At 63.7% G+C, this 18,276-nt stretch carries 13 protein-coding genes; 10 read left to right on the forward strand and 3 right to left on the reverse strand.

Translation table 11 applies throughout. From position 1 onward, the window contains the following. Position 1 precedes the first annotated feature (1 nt). The 4 genes from OSW16_RS07025 (at position 2) to OSW16_RS07040 (ending at position 6,044) form a co-directional block, all read left to right on the forward strand. Positions 2–634, forward strand: a complete 633-nt coding sequence (locus OSW16_RS07025) for a DsbA family protein (RefSeq protein ID WP_267821852.1) — start codon at positions 2–4, stop codon at positions 632–634. Then, a complete protein-coding gene (locus OSW16_RS07030; RefSeq protein ID WP_241802876.1) occupies positions 627–2,459 on the forward strand; it encodes an ABC transporter ATP-binding protein in 1,833 nt (610 codons plus the stop codon). Before OSW16_RS07025 ends, OSW16_RS07030 begins: the two co-directional genes overlap by 8 nt. Positions 2,460–2,762: 303 nt before the next feature. Then, entirely contained in the window at positions 2,763–5,219 is a 2,457-nt protein-coding gene (locus tag OSW16_RS07035; protein WP_267821854.1) for an EAL domain-containing protein, read from the forward strand. A 39-nt stretch (positions 5,220–5,258) separates the two neighbouring features. After that, the gene (locus OSW16_RS07040; protein WP_241802884.1) at positions 5,259–6,044 is read left to right on the forward strand and encodes a TenA family transcriptional regulator; all 786 of its coding nucleotides are present in this window, start codon (positions 5,259–5,261) and stop codon (positions 6,042–6,044) included. A 40-nt stretch (positions 6,045–6,084) separates the two neighbouring features. On the opposite strand, the gene OSW16_RS07045 is transcribed toward OSW16_RS07040, so the two are convergent. The 3 genes from OSW16_RS07045 to ubiG all read right to left on the reverse strand — a co-directional run bounded on the left by OSW16_RS07045 (position 6,085) and on the right by ubiG (position 8,347). Beyond that, on the reverse strand, positions 6,085–6,825 hold the full coding sequence (locus OSW16_RS07045; RefSeq protein ID WP_241802887.1) for a YciK family oxidoreductase: 741 nt from the start codon (positions 6,823–6,825) through the stop codon (positions 6,085–6,087). Between the two features lie 149 nt (positions 6,826–6,974). Next, on the reverse strand, positions 6,975–7,646 hold the full coding sequence (mupP, locus tag OSW16_RS07050) for an N-acetylmuramic acid 6-phosphate phosphatase MupP (RefSeq protein WP_241802891.1): 672 nt from the start codon (positions 7,644–7,646) through the stop codon (positions 6,975–6,977). A gap of 2 nt (positions 7,647–7,648) precedes the next feature. Then, entirely contained in the window at positions 7,649–8,347 is a 699-nt protein-coding gene (gene ubiG, locus OSW16_RS07055) for a bifunctional 2-polyprenyl-6-hydroxyphenol methylase/3-demethylubiquinol 3-O-methyltransferase UbiG (RefSeq protein ID WP_241802900.1), read from the reverse strand. 110 nt (positions 8,348–8,457) lie between these two features. On the opposite strand from ubiG, the gene mtnA reads away from it, so the two are divergent. The 6 genes from mtnA to cmk all read left to right on the forward strand — a co-directional run bounded on the left by mtnA (position 8,458) and on the right by cmk (position 18,231). Next, entirely contained in the window at positions 8,458–9,534 is a 1,077-nt protein-coding gene (gene mtnA / locus OSW16_RS07060; RefSeq protein WP_267821859.1) for an S-methyl-5-thioribose-1-phosphate isomerase, read from the forward strand. A gap of 315 nt (positions 9,535–9,849) precedes the next feature. Continuing rightward, the gene (gene gyrA / locus OSW16_RS07065; protein WP_241802903.1) at positions 9,850–12,621 is read left to right on the forward strand and encodes a DNA gyrase subunit A; all 2,772 of its coding nucleotides are present in this window, start codon (positions 9,850–9,852) and stop codon (positions 12,619–12,621) included. A gap of 175 nt (positions 12,622–12,796) precedes the next feature. Beyond that, on the forward strand, positions 12,797–13,882 hold the full coding sequence (gene serC, locus OSW16_RS07070) for a 3-phosphoserine/phosphohydroxythreonine transaminase (RefSeq protein WP_267821861.1): 1,086 nt from the start codon (positions 12,797–12,799) through the stop codon (positions 13,880–13,882). Continuing rightward, the gene (pheA, locus tag OSW16_RS07075) at positions 13,882–14,976 is read left to right on the forward strand and encodes a prephenate dehydratase (protein WP_039604669.1); all 1,095 of its coding nucleotides are present in this window, start codon (positions 13,882–13,884) and stop codon (positions 14,974–14,976) included. Before serC ends, pheA begins: the two co-directional genes overlap by 1 nt. 331 nt (positions 14,977–15,307) lie before the next feature. Further along, positions 15,308–17,548, forward strand: coding sequence for a bifunctional prephenate dehydrogenase/3-phosphoshikimate 1-carboxyvinyltransferase (locus OSW16_RS07080; protein ID WP_267821864.1), 2,241 nt, complete (start codon positions 15,308–15,310; stop codon positions 17,546–17,548). Then, positions 17,545–18,231, forward strand: a complete 687-nt coding sequence (cmk, locus tag OSW16_RS07085) for a (d)CMP kinase (protein ID WP_267821866.1) — start codon at positions 17,545–17,547, stop codon at positions 18,229–18,231. Before OSW16_RS07080 ends, cmk begins: the two co-directional genes overlap by 4 nt. Positions 18,232–18,276 lie beyond the last annotated feature (45 nt).

Raw genomic sequence — 18,276 nt, forward strand, 5'->3', positions numbered from 1 at the left:
CATGACTGCCCGCCTGCTCTATGTGATGGACCCGATGTGCTCCTGGTGCTGGGGTTTTGCACCGGTGGCCCAGGCCCTGATCGCCCAGGCGCGTGAGGCGGGCGTGGCCACCCGAGTGGTGCCGGGCGGGTTGCGCCGCGGTGCCAGCCCGCTGGACGCCTCCACCCGCAAGTACATCCTCGAGCATTGGCAGGCGGTGGCCGACGCTACCGGGCAGCCGTTCGCGTTCGACAATGCCATGCCCGACGGTTTCGTCTACGACACCGAACCGGCCTGCCGTGCCCTGGTGGCCGCCCGCGAACTGGATGCCGAGCAGGTCTGGCCGCTGCTGGCGCTGATCCAGCGGGGGTTCTACCAGCAGGGCCTGGATGTCACCAGGGCGCCGCAGCTGGTCGAGCTGGCCGAACAGGCCGGGTTCGATCGCACAACCTTCGCCGAGGCCCTGCAGGGTGCGGACGTGCGCGCCGCCACCGCAGCCGATTTCAGCTGGGTGCAGGACCTGGGTATTGCTGGCTTTCCGACGCTGCTGGCTGAGCGCAACGGCCAGCTCGCCCTGTTGACCAATGGCTACCAGCCGCTGCAAAGCCTGCAGCCCTTGCTTGCCCGCTGGCTACAGCAGGCCGCCTGTGCTTGACCTGCCCGGCTCGCCCGACCCGGTGCCCGGGAAGCCCGCCCCTGTGCCTGACCGGCTGAGCTGGGCGCAAATCCGCCGTTTGGCGCTGCACCACAAGAAACACCTCTGGGCCGCCAACCTGGTGGCCGTGCTGGCGGCCTGCTGCAGCGTGCCCATCCCATTGCTGCTGCCCTTGCTGGTGGACGAGGTGTTGCTGGGCCACGGCGATGGCGCGCTGAAGTTCATGAACCACCTGCTGCCCAGCGGTTGGCAGGTGGCGGCCGGGTATATCGGCCTGATGCTGGTCGCCACCCTGTGCCTGCGCGTGGCCGCCCTGGGGTTCAACGTGGTGCAGGCCAAGCTGTTCGCTGGCCTTGCCAAAGACATCGTCTATCGCCTGCGCATCCGCCTGATCGATCGGCTCAAGCGTATTTCGCTCAAGGAATACGAAAGCCTGGGTAGCGGCACCGTGACCACACACCTGGTCACCGACCTGGAGACCCTCGACAAGTTCGTCGGCGAAACCCTGAGCCGCTTCCTGGTGGCGATGCTGACCCTGACCGGCACAGCGGCGATCCTGATCTGGATGCACTGGCAGCTGGCCTTGCTGATCCTGTTGTTCAACCCGCTGGTGATCTACTTCACCGTGCAGTTGGGCAAGCGCGTCAAACACCTCAAAAAGCTCGAAAACGACAGCACCTCGCGGTTCACCCAGGCGCTGGCCGAAACCCTGGACGCCATCCAGGAAATCCGCGCCAGCAACCGCCAAGGCTACTTCCTCGGGCGCCTGGGCCTGCGCGCCCGTGAAGTGCGCGATTACGCCGTGGATTCGCAATGGAAAAGCGACGCCAGTGGCCGTGCCAGTGGCCTGCTGTTCCAGTTCGGTATCGATATTTTCCGTGCGGCGGCCATGCTCACGGTGCTGTTCTCCGACCTGTCGATCGGGCAGATGCTGGCCGTGTTCAGCTACCTGTGGTTCATGATCGGCCCGGTCGAGCAGTTGCTGAATCTGCAATATGCCTACTACGCCGCCGGCGGTGCCCTGAGCCGGCTCAACGAATTGCTGGCGCGTGATGACGAGCCACAATACCCGGCTGCCCGCGACCCGTTCGCCGGCCGTGAAACGGTTGGCATCGAGGTGCGCGACCTGCGTTTCGCCTATGCCGACGAGCCGGTGCTGGAGCACCTGGACCTGACCATCGCCGCGGGCGAAAAGGTCGCCATTGTCGGCGCCAGTGGCGGCGGCAAAAGTACCCTGGTGCAATTGCTGCTGGGCCTTTACAGCGCCCAGGCCGGGACCATCCGTTTCGGTGGCGCCAGCCTGCAGGAAATCGGCCTGGAGACCTTGCGTGAAAATGTGGCGGTGGTGCTGCAGCACCCGTCACTGTTCAACGACACGGTACGCGCCAACCTGACCATGGGCCGTGACTGCACGGACGAGGCCTGTTGGCAGGCGCTGCGCATCGCTCAGCTGGACGCCACCATCGCTGCCTTGCCGCAAGGGCTGGACAGCGTGGTCGGCCGCTCTGGTGTGCGCCTGTCTGGCGGCCAGCGTCAGCGCCTGGCGATTGCCCGTATGGTCCTGGCGGAGCCGAAGGTGGTGATCCTCGACGAGGCCACTTCGGCGCTGGACGCCGCCACTGAGTACAACCTGCACCAGGCGCTGGCGCGTTTCCTGAGTGGCCGCACCACCCTGATCATCGCCCACCGCCTTTCTGCGGTGAAGCAGGCCGACCGTGTGCTGGTGTTCGATGGCGGCCATGTAGCCGAGGATGGCGGCCACCAGCAGTTGATCGCCGAAGGCGGCCTGTACGCCAAACTGTACGGCCACCTCCAGCAGACCTGAGCAAGCTTCAAGCTGCAAGCTGCAAGCTGCAAGCGGACCGTGTGCGGCCCTGCTTTTTCTTGCAGCTTGCGGCTTGTAGCTTGCGGCTTGCAGCTATAAGCGGACCGTGCGCGGCTCTGCTTTTTCTTGCGGCTTGAAGCTTGCGGCTTGCAGCTACAAGCGGTCCGTGCGCGGATCTGCTTTTTCTTGCAGCTTGCCGCTTACAGCTTGCCGCTCAAATTTCCCTCCAAATAGATGGCAGATGGCCTACTCTGAGCTTGTCTAGGTTGGTTCGAGCCTTATCTGCTCAGTGACAGGGACTTCATGAAGGGACATCGCACACTAGAGGCGCCAAGGCTGCTGGGTATCATCTGGCCCTTCATCGCCGTTGTAGTCTTCCAGGTCCTGCTGGGCAGCCTCAGCCTTTACGCGCTGTCGGCGGTGCGTGCCTACGTCGCCGGCGAAAGCCTGTGGTCCAAGGCCCAGAAAGACGCCATCTATTACCTGAACCTGTATGCCGAAACTGGCGATGAGCGCAATTATCAGCGCTATCGCCAAGTCATCACTGTGCCCCACGGTGACAGGCAGATGCGCGAGGTGCTCGACCAGCCAAACCCAGACCTTGACGTCGCGCGCCAGGCCGTGCTGCAAGGCGGCAACCACCCCGACGACATCGACCGCATCATCTGGTTCTACCGCAATTTCAGCCGGATCAGCTACGTGCAGGCGGCGATCGACTACTGGAATGTCGGTGACGATTACCTTAAACAACTGGATGTGCTGGGCAACGAGATACGTGAAGGTTTTGCCAAAGGCCAGGTGGGGCCGGGCCAGGTCAGCCAATGGCGCGCTCGCATCGTCGCTATCAACGATGGTGTGACGCCAGCGGCCAAAGCCTTCAGCGATGCCCTGGGTGAAGGGTCGCGCATGCTGTTGCGGGTGCTGCTGGTCACCAACCTGCTCACCGCGCTGTTTCTCATTGGCTTCGCCTGGCGCCGGTCGAGCAAGCTGCTGGCCCAGCGCCAGGCCTTCGCCAGCGCCCTGCAGGAAGAAAAGGAACGCGCGCAGATTACCCTGCAGGCGATCGGCGATGCGGTGATCACCACCGATGTCGATGGCAGCATCGGCTACATGAACCCGGCGGCCGAGCAACTGACCCATTGGCAGGCAGGTCAGGCCCTGGGCCTGCCATTGACAGCGCTGTTCAGCCTGGTGGATGAGCACGCCCAGAGCGACAGCAGCACCCTGTTCGAACAGGTGCTCAGCGGCAGCCTCAAGGGCGGCGCCGAACATGCACGGTTGATCCAGCGCCTGGACGGCAGCACGGTTTCGATCAACCTGGTAGGTTCGCCCATCATCAGTGATGGCCAGGTGGCGGGCATTGTCCTGGTGCTGCATGACATGACCCAGGAGCGCCAGTACATCGCCAACCTGTCCTGGCAGGCGACCCATGACGCCCTGACCGGCCTGGCCAACCGCCGTGAATTCGAGTACCGCCTGGAGCAGGCCCTGAACGACCTGGTGCGCCAGGGCGGGCGGCATTCGCTGATGTTCCTGGACCTGGACCAGTTCAAGCTGGTGAACGATACCTGTGGCCATGCAGCCGGTGACGAATTGCTGCGGCACATCTGCGCCGTGCTGCAATCGGTGCTGCGCGAAGGCGATACCCTGGCGCGGCTGGGCGGCGATGAATTTGGCGTGCTGCTGGAAAACTGCCCGGGCGAACAGGCCGAGCGGATTGCCGAAAGCCTGCGCCAGGCAGTGCAAAGCCTGCACTTCGTGTGGAAAGGCAGGCCGTTCGTCACCACTGTGAGTATCGGCCTGGTGCACATGGCCCAAGCCCCGGCCACGCTGGAAGCCTCCCTGCGGGCAGCGGACATGGCGTGCTACATGGCCAAGGAGAAGGGCCGTAACCGCATTCAGGTCTACCATGCCGATGACAGCGAACTGTCGATGCGTTTTGGCGAAATGGCCTGGATACAGCGCCTGCACGTTGCCCTGGAGGAGAACCGCTTCTGTTTATATGCCCAGGAAATCGCTGCGCTCTCGGCCCTCGAAGGGCCGGGGCATGTCGAGATCCTGTTGCGCCTGCAAGACGAAAGCGGCCGCACCATCCTGCCTGACAGCTTCATCCCGGCGGCCGAGCGCTATGGCCTGATGACCGCTATCGACCGCTGGGTGGTGCGCAATGTGTTTCAGGTCATTCGCCGTTGCCTGGACGAGGAGCGCGAGGGCCCGCTGTCGATGTGTGCCATCAACCTGTCGGGGTCGAGTATCGGTGACGACAAGTTCCTGGAGTACTTGCAGCGGCTGTTCGTCGAATATTCGATTCCGCCACGGCTGATCTGCTTCGAAATCACCGAGACCAGTGCCATTGCCAACCTTGGCAGTGCCATCCGATTCATCAATGAATTGAAAGGGCTGGGTTGCAAGTTCTCGCTGGATGACTTTTGTGCCGGAATGTCGTCCTTCGCTTATTTAAAACATTTACCTGTCGACTTCTTGAAGATCGACGGAAGTTTTGTCAAAGATATGCTGGATGATCCGGTCAATCGGGCCATGGTCGAAGTCATCAATCACATCGGCCACGTCATGGGTAAGCGCACCATTGCCGAGTTCGTCGAAACTCCGTTGATCGAGCAGGCCTTGCAGGAGATCGGCGTGGACTACGCCCAGGGCTATCTGATCGAACGACCGCAGGTCTTCACTTGCGACAGTCTGCAGCGCCAACGGATTGCTGCACGGCCCCTGCTGCATCGGGCGCCTGGAACCTTTCGCTGAAGTAGCGTTGGTAAATCACAGGGATCAAGGAGCTGAAAAGTGATCGATGCATTCGTCCGTATCGGGCCTTTGATGGACCCGGCCAGTTACCCCCAATGGGCCCAGCAACTGATCGAAGACTGCCGCGAGAGCAAGCGCCGGGTAGTGGAACATGAGTTCTACCAGCGCCTGCGCGATGGCCAGTTGCGGCAAGCGACCATTCGCCAGTACCTGATCGGTGGCTGGCCGGTGGTTGAGCAGTTTTCCTTGTACATGGCCCACAACCTGACCAAGACCCGCTATGCCCGCCACCCGGGCGAAGACATGGCGCGGCGCTGGCTGATGCGCAACATCCGCGTGGAGCTCAACCATGCCGATTACTGGGTGCATTGGTGCCACGCCCACGGCATTCACCTGCACGAACTGCAGTCGCAGGAAGTGCCCGCCGAGCTCAATGGGCTGAATGACTGGTGCTGGCGTGTGTGTACCACCGAGTCGCTGGCCATTGCCATGGCGGCCACCAACTACGCGATCGAAGGGGCGACGGGGGAGTGGTCGGCAGTGGTCTGTGCTGAAGACACCTACGCCATGGGCTTCCCGGAGGACCAGCGCAAGCGCGCCATGAAGTGGTTGAAGATGCATGCGCAGTATGACGACGCCCACCCGTGGGAGGCGCTGGAGATCATCTGTACGCTGGCTGGCGAAAACCCGACCCTGGGGCTGCGCAATGAGCTGCGCAAGGCGGTCTGCAAAAGTTATGACTGCATGTACCTGTTCCTGGAACGGTGCATGCAACTGGAGGGCCGCCAGCAAGGGCGCATGCGCCCGAGCCTGGCAGCTGGCTGAAATGCCTGGGGTCGCACGGCGGCCCCCTAGGCATAAAGCCTTACTGGGCGTTGAAGGCTTGCCCGTTCACCCCGGTACTGTCTGGCCCCATCAGGTACAGGTACACCGGCATGATCTCTTCAGGCAGCGGGTTGTTCTGCGGGTTTTCGCTCGGGTAGGCCTGGGCCCGCATCGCCGTGCGGGTAGCCCCGGGGTTGATGCTGTTGGAGCGCACCGGTGCCACACCTTCCAGTTCGTCCGCCAAGGTTTGCATCAGGCCTTCGGTCGCGAATTTGGACACACCATAAGCGCCCCAGTAAGCCCGGCCCTTGCGCCCGACGCTGCTGGAGGTGAACACCACCGAGGCGTCCTCCGAGAGCTTGAGCAGCGGTAGCAGGGTGCTGGTGAGCATGAACGTGGCATTGACGTTGATGTGCATCACCCGCATGAAGTTGTCGCCCGAAAGCTGTTCAAGCGGGGTGCGTGGGCCGATGATCGAGGCGTTGTTGAGCAGGCCGTCCAGGCGGCCGAACTGGTCCTCGACCATCGCCGCCAGTTCGTCGTACTGGTGGGGCAGGGCGGTTTCCAGGTTGAACGGAATCACCACCGGCTGTGGGTGGCCGGCGGCCTCGATTTCATCGTAGACCTCGTTCAGGTTGGCTTCGGTCTTGCCCAGCAGCAGTACAGTGGCGCCCAAGGCGGCATAAGCCTTGGCGGCGGCAGCACCGATGCCGCGACCAGCGCCGGTGACCATGATGACGCGACCCTGAAGCAGGTCGGGGCGGGCAGTGTAGTCGAACATGCGTTTGTCCTTGGTTTGAAGCGGCAAGCTTCAAGCTTCAAGCTTCAAGCTTCAAGCTTCAAGCCGCAAGCTTCAAGCTGCAAGAGAAAGCGAGCAGCGCGCGGACTGCTTTTTCTTGCAGCTTGCAGCTCGAAGCTTGCCGCTGAGTGTCAGCACCCGCAGAGTGCGGCGTCGAGCACCTTGCGCAGTTCCAGTGGGTGGTCCACCACCACGTCGGCGCCCCAGTTGTTCGGGTTGTCTTCTGGGTGAATATAGCCGTAGCGCACAGCCGCCGTGCGGGTGCCGGCATCGCGGCCCGACTCGATGTCGCGCAGGTCGTCGCCGACGAACAGCACGCTGGCCGGGTCCAGGTTCAGGGTCTTGCAGGCCAGGATCAACGGCTCAGGGTCGGGCTTGCTGTTTTTCACGTGATCCGGGCAGATCAGCAGTGCCGAACGCTCGGCCAGGCCCAGGCGCTGCATGATCGGCTCGGCGAAGCGGACCGGCTTGTTGGTCACCACCCCCCACAGCAGGTTGCCTCTCTCGATATCGGCCAGCAATTCGCCCATGCCGTCGAACAGCTTGCTGTGCACCGCGCAGTCGCGCTGGTAGCGTTCGAGGAACTCCAGGCGCAGGGCCTCGAAGCCCTCGTCCTCCGGGCTCATGGCGAAGGTCGCGGCGACCATCGCCCGCGCGCCGCCAGAAATCACGTCACGGATCAGCTTGTCGTCGATGGCCGGCAGGCCACGCTCGGCGAGCATGGCTTGGCAAATGGCGATGAAGTCCGGCGCCGTGTCGAGCAGGGTGCCGTCCATGTCAAAGAGTACCGCTCGCAAACGCATGCTCATTCCTCGCGCAGGGTCTGGATCATGTAGTTGACGTCCACATCGCTGCTGAGCTTGTAGTGCTTGGTCAGCGGGTTGTAGGTCAGGCCGATGATGTCCTTGACTTCAAGGCCCGCGACGCGGCTCCAGGCACCCAGCTCGGAGGGGCGGATGAACTTCTTGAAGTCATGGGTACCGCGCGGCAGCATCTTGAGGATGTACTCGGCGCCGATGATGGCCAGCAGGTAAGCCTTGGGGTTGCGGTTGATGGTCGAGAAGAACACCTGGCCACCCGGCTTGACCATGCGGTAGCAGGCGCGGATGACCGAGGACGGGTCGGGCACGTGCTCGAGCATTTCCAGGCAGGTGACCACATCGAACTGCTCGGGCATTTCTTCCGCCAGGGCCTCGGCGGTGATCTGCCGGTACTCCACCTGCACGCCGGACTCCAGTTGGTGCAGCTGGGCCACGGCCAGGGGCGCTTCGCCCATGTCGATGCCGGTGACGGTAGCGCCACGCAGGGCCATGGCTTCACTGAGGATGCCGCCGCCGCAGCCGACGTCCAGCACCTTCTTGCCCGCCAGGCTGACGCGCTCGTCGATCCAGTTGACGCGCAGCGGATTGATGTCGTGCAGCGGCTTGAACTCGCTCTCGCGGTCCCACCAGCGGTGCGCCAAGGCTTCAAACTTGGCGATTTCGGCGTGGTCGACGTTGCTCATTGAACAGTCCTCTGAAACTTCTACGAATTGCGCCGGAGTATACCCGAGCGCCCGAGGCTGTTGGTCGCTATAATCGTCCGCTTTTGATATGCGAAAGTCAGGGAGAGGTGATGCGCGAGCGACTTATGGCGGCGGAGAAGGTGACCGGTATCCGGTGGCACCACGGCGCCTTGCACCTGCTCGACCAGCGCCTGCTGCCTTCGCAAGAACGCTGGCTGGCCTGCGACACTGTCGCGCAGGTGGCGGCGGCGATCCGCGACATGGCTGTGCGTGGTGCGGCGGCCATCGGCATTGCGGCGGCCTATGGCCTGGTGCTGGCCCTGGAAGAGCGCCTGGCCGAGGGCGGCGACTGGGAAATGGACCTGGAAGAGGATTTCCTCAGCCTGGCCGAGGCGCGCCCTACGGCCGCCAACCTGTTCTGGGCGCTCAACCGCATGCGTGAACGCCTGCAGCGCCTGCGCCCGGGCGAGGATGTGCTGGCCGCGCTGGAGGCCGAGGCCGTGGCCATTCATGAAAGCGACCGTGAGGCCAACCTGACCATGGCCCAGCAGGGCATCGAGCTGATCCGCCGCCACCAGGGCAGCGAGCAGGCCCTGCTGACCTATGGCAACTCCGGTGCCCTGGCCAGTGGTGGTTTCGGTACGGCGTTGGGTGTGATCCGCGCGGGCTTTCTCGAAGGCATGGTCGAGCGTGTGTATGCCGGCGAAACCCGGCCCTGGCTGCAGGGTTCGCGCCTGACCGCCTGGGAGCTTGCCAACGAAGGCATCCCGGTGACCCTGTGCGCCGATTCGGCGCTGGCCCACCTGATGAAGAGCAAGGGCATCACCTGGGTGGTGGTCGGCGCCGACTGCATTGCCGCCAACGGTGATGTGGCGAGCAAGATCGGCACCTACCAGCTGGCGGTGAACGCCATGCATCATGGCGTGCGGTTCATGGTGGTGGCGCCGAGCACCAGCATCGACCTCAACCTGGCCACGGGTGAAGACATCCCGCTGGAAGAGCGTGATGCGGACGAATTGCTGGATTACGCCGGTAACCGCGTAGCACCGCAGGTTGAGGTGTTCAATCCGGTGTTCGATGTGACCCCGGCTGACCTGATCGATGTGATCGTGACCGAGAAAGGCGTCGTCGAGCGCCCGGATACCGCCAAACTGGCGCAATTGATGTGTCGCAAGCGCCTGCATTGAGCGTTTGGGGTGGGGGCAGGAGAGGGGGGGCGCATGGCCGGGCGCCGGCAATGCGGTATCGGCGGCGATCGCGCCAACAATCCCCCACAAAACCCCCTGTACCCCCTGCGCCATATCTCCCCACCGCTACTGCCTTTGTGATAACATCCGGCAGTTTCCAAGACCGCCCATGACGGCGGCCTTCATTGCGCAGATCCATGGCACAACTCATTGATTTGTCGTAAGTCGTCGCACCCTTATGCGCTGCGGCGGCGAGCTTCGTTCGGCCCTTGATGGAGCTGCGAAGTTTCACCAGAAAAAGGAATCAGGCTTCTCATGGGCGAACTGGCCAAAGAAATCCTCCCGGTCAATATCGAAGACGAACTGAGACAGTCTTACCTCGACTACGCGATGAGCGTGATTGTCGGGCGAGCGCTGCCCGATGCACGTGATGGCTTGAAGCCCGTGCATCGTCGCGTTCTCTATGCGATGAGCGAACTGGGCAACGACTGGAACAAGCCGTACAAGAAATCCGCCCGCGTGGTCGGTGACGTGATCGGTAAGTACCACCCGCACGGCGACACTGCGGTCTACGACACCATCGTGCGTATGGCCCAGCCCTTCTCGCTGCGCTACCTGCTGGTCGACGGCCAGGGCAACTTCGGTTCGGTCGACGGCGACAACGCCGCGGCGATGCGATACACCGAAGTGCGCATGGCCAAGCTGGCCCACGAGCTGCTGGCCGACCTGCACAAAGAAACCGTCGACTGGGTGCCCAACTACGACGGCACCGAGCAGATCCCGGCGGTCATGCCCACCCGCATCCCCAACCTGCTGGTCAACGGTTCCAGCGGTATTGCCGTGGGCATGGCGACCAACATTCCGCCGCACAACCTCGGTGAAGTCATCGACGGCTGCCTGGCGCTGATCGACAACCCGGAAGTCACCGTCGACGAGCTGATGCAGTTCATCCCCGGCCCCGACTTCCCGACTGCCGGCATCATCAACGGCCGCCAGGGCATCATCGAGGCGTACCGTACCGGCCGTGGCCGCATCTACATGCGCGCGCGCTCCGAGATCGAAGACATCGACAAGGTCGGTGGCCGCCAGCAGATCGTCGTCACTGAGCTGCCGTACCAGCTGAACAAGGCGCGTCTGATCGAAAAGATCGCCGAGCTGGTCAAAGAGAAGAAGATCGAAGGCATCACCGAGCTGCGCGACGAGTCCGACAAGGACGGGATGCGCATCGTCATCGAGCTGCGCCGCGGCGAGGTGCCGGAGGTGGTGCTCAACAACCTCTACCAGCAAACCCAGCTGCAGAGCGTGTTCGGCATCAACGTGGTGGCACTTATCGACGGCCGCCCACGTGTGCTCAACCTCAAGGACCTGCTCGAAGCGTTCGTCCGCCACCGCCGTGAGGTGGTCACGCGCCGTACCGTGTTCGAGCTGCGCAAGGCCCGTGAACGTGGCCACATCCTTGAAGGCCAGGCGGTCGCGCTGTCCAACATCGACCCGGTCATCGCGCTGATCAAGGCTTCGCCGACGCCGTCCGAGGCCAAGGAAGCGCTGATTTCCACTGCCTGGGAATCCAGCGCCGTGCAGGTCATGGTAGAGCGCGCCGGCGCCGATTCCTGCCGCCCGGAAGACCTGCCGGAACAATACGGCCTGCGCGAAGGCAAGTATTACCTGTCGCCGGAACAGGCCCAGGCGATCCTCGACCTGCGCCTGCACCGCCTGACCGGCCTGGAGCACGAGAAGCTGCTGGCCGAGTACCAGGAGATTCTCGAGCAGATCGGCGAACTGATCCGCATCCTCAGCAGCGCCGAGCGCCTGATGGAAGTGATCCGCGAAGAACTCGAAGCGATCCGCGCCGAATACGGCGATGCGCGCCGCACCGAAATCCTCAACGCCAGCCACGACCTCAACTACGGCGACATGATCCCGGAAGAAGAGCGCGTGGTGACCATCTCCCACGGTGGCTATGCCAAGACCCAGCCGTTGTCCGCTTACCAGGCCCAGCGCCGTGGCGGTAAAGGCAAGTCGGCGACCGGCGTGAAGGACGAGGACTACATCGAACACCTGCTGGTCGCCAACAGCCACGCCACCCTGCTGCTGTTCTCCAGCAAGGGCAAGGTGTACTGGAAGAAGACCTACGAGATCCCTGAGGCATCCCGCGCCGCGCGTGGCCGCCCGCTGGTCAACCTGCTGCCGCTGGAGGAGGGTGAGCGCATCACCGCCATGCTGCAGATCGACCTCGAGGCCCTGCAGCAGAGCGCCGACCCGGACGAAGAGCTGGAGGACGGCGACGAGGGCGTGATCGAAGGTGAAGTGGTCGAGGTTGAAGAAGTCGACGAAGAAGACGGCGACACGCCTGAGTGGGTGGCTGAGCCGACCGGCGCGTACATCTTCATGGCCACCGCTTCCGGTACCGTCAAGAAAACCCCGCTGGTGCAGTTCGCCCGTCCGCGCTCCAATGGCCTGATCGCCTTGAAGCTCAAAGAAGGTGACACCCTGATTGCCGCGGCCATCACCGATGGCGCCAAGGAAGTCATGATGTTCTCCGACGCCGGCAAGGTGATCCGCTTCGCCGAGAGCGTGGTGCGCGAAATGGGCCGTACCGCCCGTGGTGTGCGCGGCATGAAGCTGGGCAAGGGCCAGCAGATCATCTCGATGCTGATCCCGGAGTCTGGCGCGCAGATCCTCACTGCATCCGAGCGTGGCTTCGGCAAGCGTACCCCGCTGTCCAAGTTCCCGCGCCGCGGCCGTGGTGGCCAGGGCGTGATCGCCATGGGTACCAAGGGGCGCAACGGCCTGCTGATCGGTGCTATCCAGGTGCAGGAAGGTGAAGAGATCATGCTGATCTCCGACCAGGGCACCTTGGTGCGCACACGGGTTGGCGAGGTATCCAGCCTCAGCCGGAACACCCAGGGCGTGACCCTGATCAAGCTGGCTGCAGACGAAACGCTGGTAGGCCTGGAACGTATCCAGGAGCCTTCCGAGGAAGAGCTCGACGAGCTGCTCGGGACGGACGAGGAGGGCGTTGAGGTCGAGGCGCCGGAAGCGGCGGACGATGACAATGCTGGCGCCGAAGAGGCACCGCAAGAGTAAGCAAGTGCAACAACCCTGACGGGGCGACCAAGGTCGCCCCGTTTGACTGATTACGGGCCTGTGGGGGCGGTTTGCCGGCGATAGGCGGCGAAGCGGCCGCGATACCACCGGGCCTCCCTGCAGGGCCAGGGCTGCAAGTTACGATTTTGTTCTATTTGGCAGAGCGAGAGTGGATGTGAGCAAACGAGCCTTTAACTTCTGCGCAGGCCCTGCCGCGCTTCCTGAAGCTGTCCTGCAGCGCGCCCAGGCCGAAATGCTGGACTGGGGTGGCAAGGGCTTGTCGGTGATGGAAATGAGCCATCGCAGCGACGATTACGTGGCCATCGCCGAAAAGGCCGAGCAGGACCTGCGTGACCTGCTGTCCGTCCCCTCCAACTACAAGGTCCTGTTCCTTCAGGGCGGCGCCAGCCAGCAGTTCGCCGAGATCCCGCTGAACCTGCTGCCGGAGAACGGGACTGCCGACTACGTCGAAACCGGTATCTGGTCGAAAAAGGCCATCGAAGAAGCGCGCCGTTTCGGCAACGTCAACGTCGCCGCCAGCGCCAAGCCTTACGACTACCTGGCCATCCCTGGGCAGAACGAGTGGCAGCTGACCAAGAACGCAGCGTACGTTCACTACGCATCCAACGAGACCATCGGCGGCCTGCAGTTCGACTGGGTACCGCAAACCGGTGACGTCCCGCTGGTGGTGGACATGTCCTCCGACATCCTCTCGCGCCCGATCGACGTGTCGCAGTACGGCCTGATCTACGCCGGCGCGCAAAAGAACATCGGCCCGAGCGGCCTGGTGGTGGTGATCGTCCGTGAAGACCTGCTGGGCCACGCCCGCAGCAGCTGCCCGACCATGCTCGACTACAAGGTCTCGGCCGACAACGGTTCGATGTACAACACCCCAGCCACCTATTCCTGGTACCTCTCGGGCCTGGTGTTCGAGTGGCTCAAGGAGCAGGGTGGCGTCGACGCTATGGAACAACGCAACCGCGCCAAGAAAGACCGCCTGTACGCGTTCATCGACGCCAGCGAGTTCTACACCAACCCGATCAGCCACAACGCCCGTTCGTGGATGAACGTGCCGTTCCGCCTGGCCGATGAGCGCCTGGACAAGGCCTTCCTGGCCGGCGCCGATGCCCGTGGCCTGCTCAACCTCAAGGGCCACCGCTCGGTGGGCGGCATGCGCGCTTCCATCTACAACGCCCTGGGCCTGGACGCTGTCGAGGCGCTGGTGGCCTACATGGCCGAATTCGAGAAGGAGCACGGCTGATGTCCGAACATGAGCTCAAGGCGCTGCGCGTACGCATCGACAGCCTTGACGAGAAAATCCTCGAGCTGATCAGCGACCGCGCCCGTTGCGCCCAGGAAGTGGCCAAGGTCAAGACCGCCTCGCTGGCCGAGGGCGAGCAGCCGGTGTTCTACCGCCCTGAGCGTGAAGCTGCCGTGCTCAAGCGTGTGATGGAGCGCAACAAGGGGCCGCTGGGCAACGAAGAGATGGCGCGGTTGTTCCGCGAGATCATGTCGTCCTGCCTGGCCCTGGAAGAACCGCTGAAAATCGCCTACCTGGGGCCTGAAGGCACCTTCACCCAGGCTGCGGCAATGAAGCACTTCGGCCACGCTGTGATCAGCCGGCCGATGGCTGCCATCGACGAAGTGTTCCGTGAAGTGGCTGCCGGCGCCGTCAATTTCGGCGTGGTGCCGGTGGAAAACTCCACGGAGGGTGCGGTCAGCCACACCCTGGACAGCTTCCTTGAGCACGACATGGTGATCTGCGGCGAAGTGGAGCTGCGCATCCACCATCACCTGCTGGTGGGCGAAAGCACCAAGACCGACAGCATCACCCGCATCTACTCCCATGCCCAGTCGTTGGCCCAGTGCCGCAAATGGCTGGACGCGCACTACCCGAATGTGGAACGCGTGGCGGTGTCGAGCAATGCCGAGGCGGCGAAGCGGGTCAAGGGCGAGTGGAATTCGGCGGCGATCGCCGGCGACATGGCGGCCAACCTGTACGGGTTGACCCGCCTGGCCGAGAAGATCGAAGACCGCCCGGACAATTCCACGCGCTTCTTGATGATCGGCAACCAGGAAGTGCCGCCGACTGGCGATGACAAGACGTCGATCATCGTTTCGATGAGCAACAAGCCAGGGGCCTTGCACGAATTGCTGGTGCCGTTCCATGACAATGGCATCGACCTGACCCGCATCGAGACCCGCCCGTCGCGCAGTGGCAAGTGGACCTATGTGTTCTTCATCGACTTCGTTGGACACCACCGCGACCCGCTGATCAAGGCGGTGTTGGAGAAGATCAGCCAAGAGGCTGTGGCGCTGAAGGTGTTGGGTTCGTATCCAAAGGCGGTGCTCTGATTCAAGCTCGCCGGGGCCGCTATGCGGCCCATCGCCGGCAAGCCGGCTCCCACTGGTACAGCGCAGGCCCAAAATTCGCGCCGTACCTGTAGGGCCCAGCTTGCCGGCGATGGCCAGCAAAGCACCCCTCAGGCACAGCCCAAACCGTAAAACTTGCGCCGTACCTGTAGGGCCCAGCTTGCCGGCGATGGCCAGCAAAGCATCCCTCAGGCACAGCCCAAACCGTAAAACCTGCGCCGTACCTGTGGGAGCCGGCTTGCCGGCGATGGGCTGCACAGCAGCCCCCCGCAGTCTCACAGACTGTCCTGATTTCTGAACAGGGTTCGCACCAGTGGTAATTGCAGCAAACAACAAACCCGCACCACTCATCGGCCGCCTCGTCGTCGTAGGCCTGGGTCTGATCGGCGGCTCCTTCGCCAAGGGCCTGCGTGAAAGCGGCCTGTGCCGCGAAGTGGTCGGCGTCGACCTGGACGCCCCTTCACGCAAGCAGGCTGTGGCCCTGGGTGTGGTCGACCGCTGCGAAGAAGACCTCGCTGCCGCCTGTGTCGGTGCCGACGTCATCCAGCTGGCGGTGCCGATCCTGGCCATGGAAAAGCTCCTCGCCCGCCTGGCACAACTGGAGCTGGGCAACGCCGTCATCACCGACGTCGGCAGCGCCAAAGGCAACGTGGTGCGTGCTGCGCGTGAAGTGTTCGGCGAGCGCCTGCGCCACTTCGTGCCCGGCCACCCCATCGCCGGCTCCGAACAAAGCGGGGTGGAGGCCTCCAACGCCACCCTGTTCCGCCGCCACAAGGTCATCCTCACGCCCCTGCCCGAAACCGACCCCGCCGCCCTGGCCCTGGTCGACCGCCTGTGGCGTGCGCTGGATGCCGACGTGGAGCACATGCCGGTCGAGCGCCACGACGAAGTGCTGGCCGCCACCAGCCACTTGCCACACCTGCTGGCGTTCGGCCTGGTCGATTCGTTGGCCAAGCGCAATGAAAACCTTGAGATCTTCCGGTACGCTGCCGGTGGTTTCCGCGATTTCACCAGAATCGCCGGCAGCGATCCGACCATGTGGCATGACATATTCCTCGCCAACCGCGAGGCTGTCTTACGCACCCTGGACACTTTTCGCAGCGACCTCGACGCCTTGCGCGACGCGGTCGATGCAGGGGACGGGCACCAGTTGCTGGGTGTATTCACCCGCGCTCGGGTTGCCCGCGAGCATTTCAGTAAAATCTTGGCCCGCCGGGCCTATGTGGACGCTATGAACGCCAACGATCTGATTTTCCTGGCCCAACCGGGTGGCCGCCTGACCGGGCGAATCCGCGTACCGGGCGACAAGTCGATTTCCCACCGTTCGATCATGCTCGGCTCCCTGGCCGAAGGCACGACCGAAGTCGAAGGCTTCCTCGAAGGTGAGGACGCCCTGGCGACCCTTCAGGCTTTCCGTGACATGGGGGTGGTCATCGAAGGCCCGAACCACGGCCGCGTCACCATTCACGGTGTGGGCCTGCATGGCCTCAAGCCACCGCCCGGCCCGATCTACGTGGGCAACTCCGGCACCTCCATGCGCCTGCTCTCGGGCCTGCTGGCCGGCCAGTCGTTCGACGTGACCATGACCGGCGACGCGTCGCTGTCCAAGCGCCCGATGAACCGTGTGGCCAACCCGCTGCGTGAAATGGGTGCTGTGGTCGAGACCGGCCCGGACGGCCGACCACCGCTGACCATCCGCGGTGGGCACACGCTCAAAGCGCTGACCTACACGCTGCCGATGGCCAGTGCCCAGGTCAAATCCTGCTTGCTGCTGGCTGGCCTGTACGCCGAGGGCAAAACCACCGTTACCGAGCCTGCACCCACCCGTGACCACACCGAGCGCATGCTGCGCGGCTTCGGTTATGCGGTAGAGTCCAACGGCCCGGTAGCTTCGCTGCAGTCCGGCGGCAAACTCACTGCCACCCGCATCGAAGTGCCAGCAGACATCTCGTCGGCCGCGTTCTTCCTGGTGGCAGCCTCCATCGCCGAAGGCTCGGAGCTGGTGCTCGAACATGTCGGTATCAACCCGACCCGCACCGGTGTCATCGACATCCTGCGCCTGATGGGCGGCGACATCACCCTGGAAAACCAGCGCGAAGTCGGCGGTGAGCCGGTGGCCGACCTGCGGGTGCGCGGTGCCAAGCTCAAGGGTATCGATATCCCTGAGCACCTGGTGCCGCTGGCCATCGACGAATTCCCGGTGCTGTTCGTGGCCGCCGCCTGCGCCGAAGGGCGCACCGTGCTGCGTGGCGCCGAAGAGCTGCGGGTGAAGGAGTCTGACCGCATCCAGGTGATGGCCGACGGCCTGATCGCCCTGGGCGTGAAGTGCGAGCCGACCCCTGACGGCATCATCATCGACGGTGGCCAGATTGGCGGTGGCGAAGTGCATGGCCACGGCGACCACCGCATCGCCATGGCCTTCAGCGTTGCCTCGCTGCGCGCCAGCGCACCCATCCGCATCCATGATTGCGCCAACGTCGCCACCTCGTTCCCTAACTTCCTCGCGCTGTGCGCCGAAGTGGGTATTCGCGTGGCAGAAGAGGGCAAGTCGTGAATTCCCAAGCGCCGGTCATCACCATCGATGGCCCGAGCGGCTCGGGCAAGGGTACGGTCGCGGGCCTGTTGGCGCGCGAGCTGGGCTGGCGGTTGCTGGATTCCGGCGCGCTTTACCGTCTGCTGGCGTTCAACGCCAGCAACCACGGTGTCGACCTGACCAACGAAGAGCTGCTCAAAAAACTGGCCGCCCATCTGGATGTGCAATTCATCGCCGCCGAGCCGGGTAAGCTGCAAAAAATCATTCTCGAAGGTGAGGACGTCAGCAATGTCATCCGCACCGAGACGGTGGGTGCCGGGGCGTCGATGGTCGCCTCCCTGCCGGCAGTGCGTGAAGCCCTGCTGCAGCGCCAGCGCGCTTTCCGCGAAGCGCCGGGCCTGATCGCCGATGGCCGCGACATGGGTACCGTGGTGTTCCCTGACGCGCCACTGAAGGTGTTTTTGACCGCCAGTGCCGAGGAACGTGCCCGCCGCCGCTACCTGCAGTTGAAGGGCAAAGGCGAAGATGTTAGTCTGTCGAGTCTGCTAGATGAGATTCGTGCGCGCGATGAGCGCGACACCCAGCGCGCAGTGGCCCCGCTCAAGCCGGCGGCCGATGCCATACAGCTGGATTCCACGGAGCTGTCCATCGAGCAGGTGCTGCACCGTATCAGGAGCGAGCTCGCCCAGCGCGACTTGGTCTGATCGTCAGGAAAGCAGGCAGGGGCACCAGTCAACGTCCTGCCCGTT

The organism is Pseudomonas putida (assembly GCF_026625125.1).
Classification (GTDB): domain Bacteria; phylum Pseudomonadota; class Gammaproteobacteria; order Pseudomonadales; family Pseudomonadaceae; genus Aquipseudomonas; species Aquipseudomonas putida_X.

Bases quoted from the DNA above. Each gene is read 5' to 3' on its own strand.
- OSW16_RS07025 (WP_267821852.1), top strand. From the start codon at position 2: ATGACTGCCCGCCTGCTCTATGTGATGGACCCGATGTGCTCCTGGTGC.
- OSW16_RS07035 (WP_267821854.1), top strand. From the start codon at position 2,763: ATGAAGGGACATCGCACACTAGAGGCGCCAAGGCTGCTGGGTATCATC.
- OSW16_RS07045 (WP_241802887.1), bottom strand. From the start codon at position 6,825: ATGTTCGACTACACTGCCCGCCCCGACCTGCTTCAGGGTCGCGTCATC.
- mupP (WP_241802891.1), bottom strand. From the start codon at position 7,646: ATGCGTTTGCGAGCGGTACTCTTTGACATGGACGGCACCCTGCTCGAC.
- ubiG (WP_241802900.1), bottom strand. From the start codon at position 8,347: ATGAGCAACGTCGACCACGCCGAAATCGCCAAGTTTGAAGCCTTGGCG.
- mtnA (WP_267821859.1), top strand. From the start codon at position 8,458: ATGCGCGAGCGACTTATGGCGGCGGAGAAGGTGACCGGTATCCGGTGG.
- gyrA (WP_241802903.1), top strand. From the start codon at position 9,850: ATGGGCGAACTGGCCAAAGAAATCCTCCCGGTCAATATCGAAGACGAA.
- pheA (WP_039604669.1), top strand. From the start codon at position 13,882: ATGTCCGAACATGAGCTCAAGGCGCTGCGCGTACGCATCGACAGCCTT.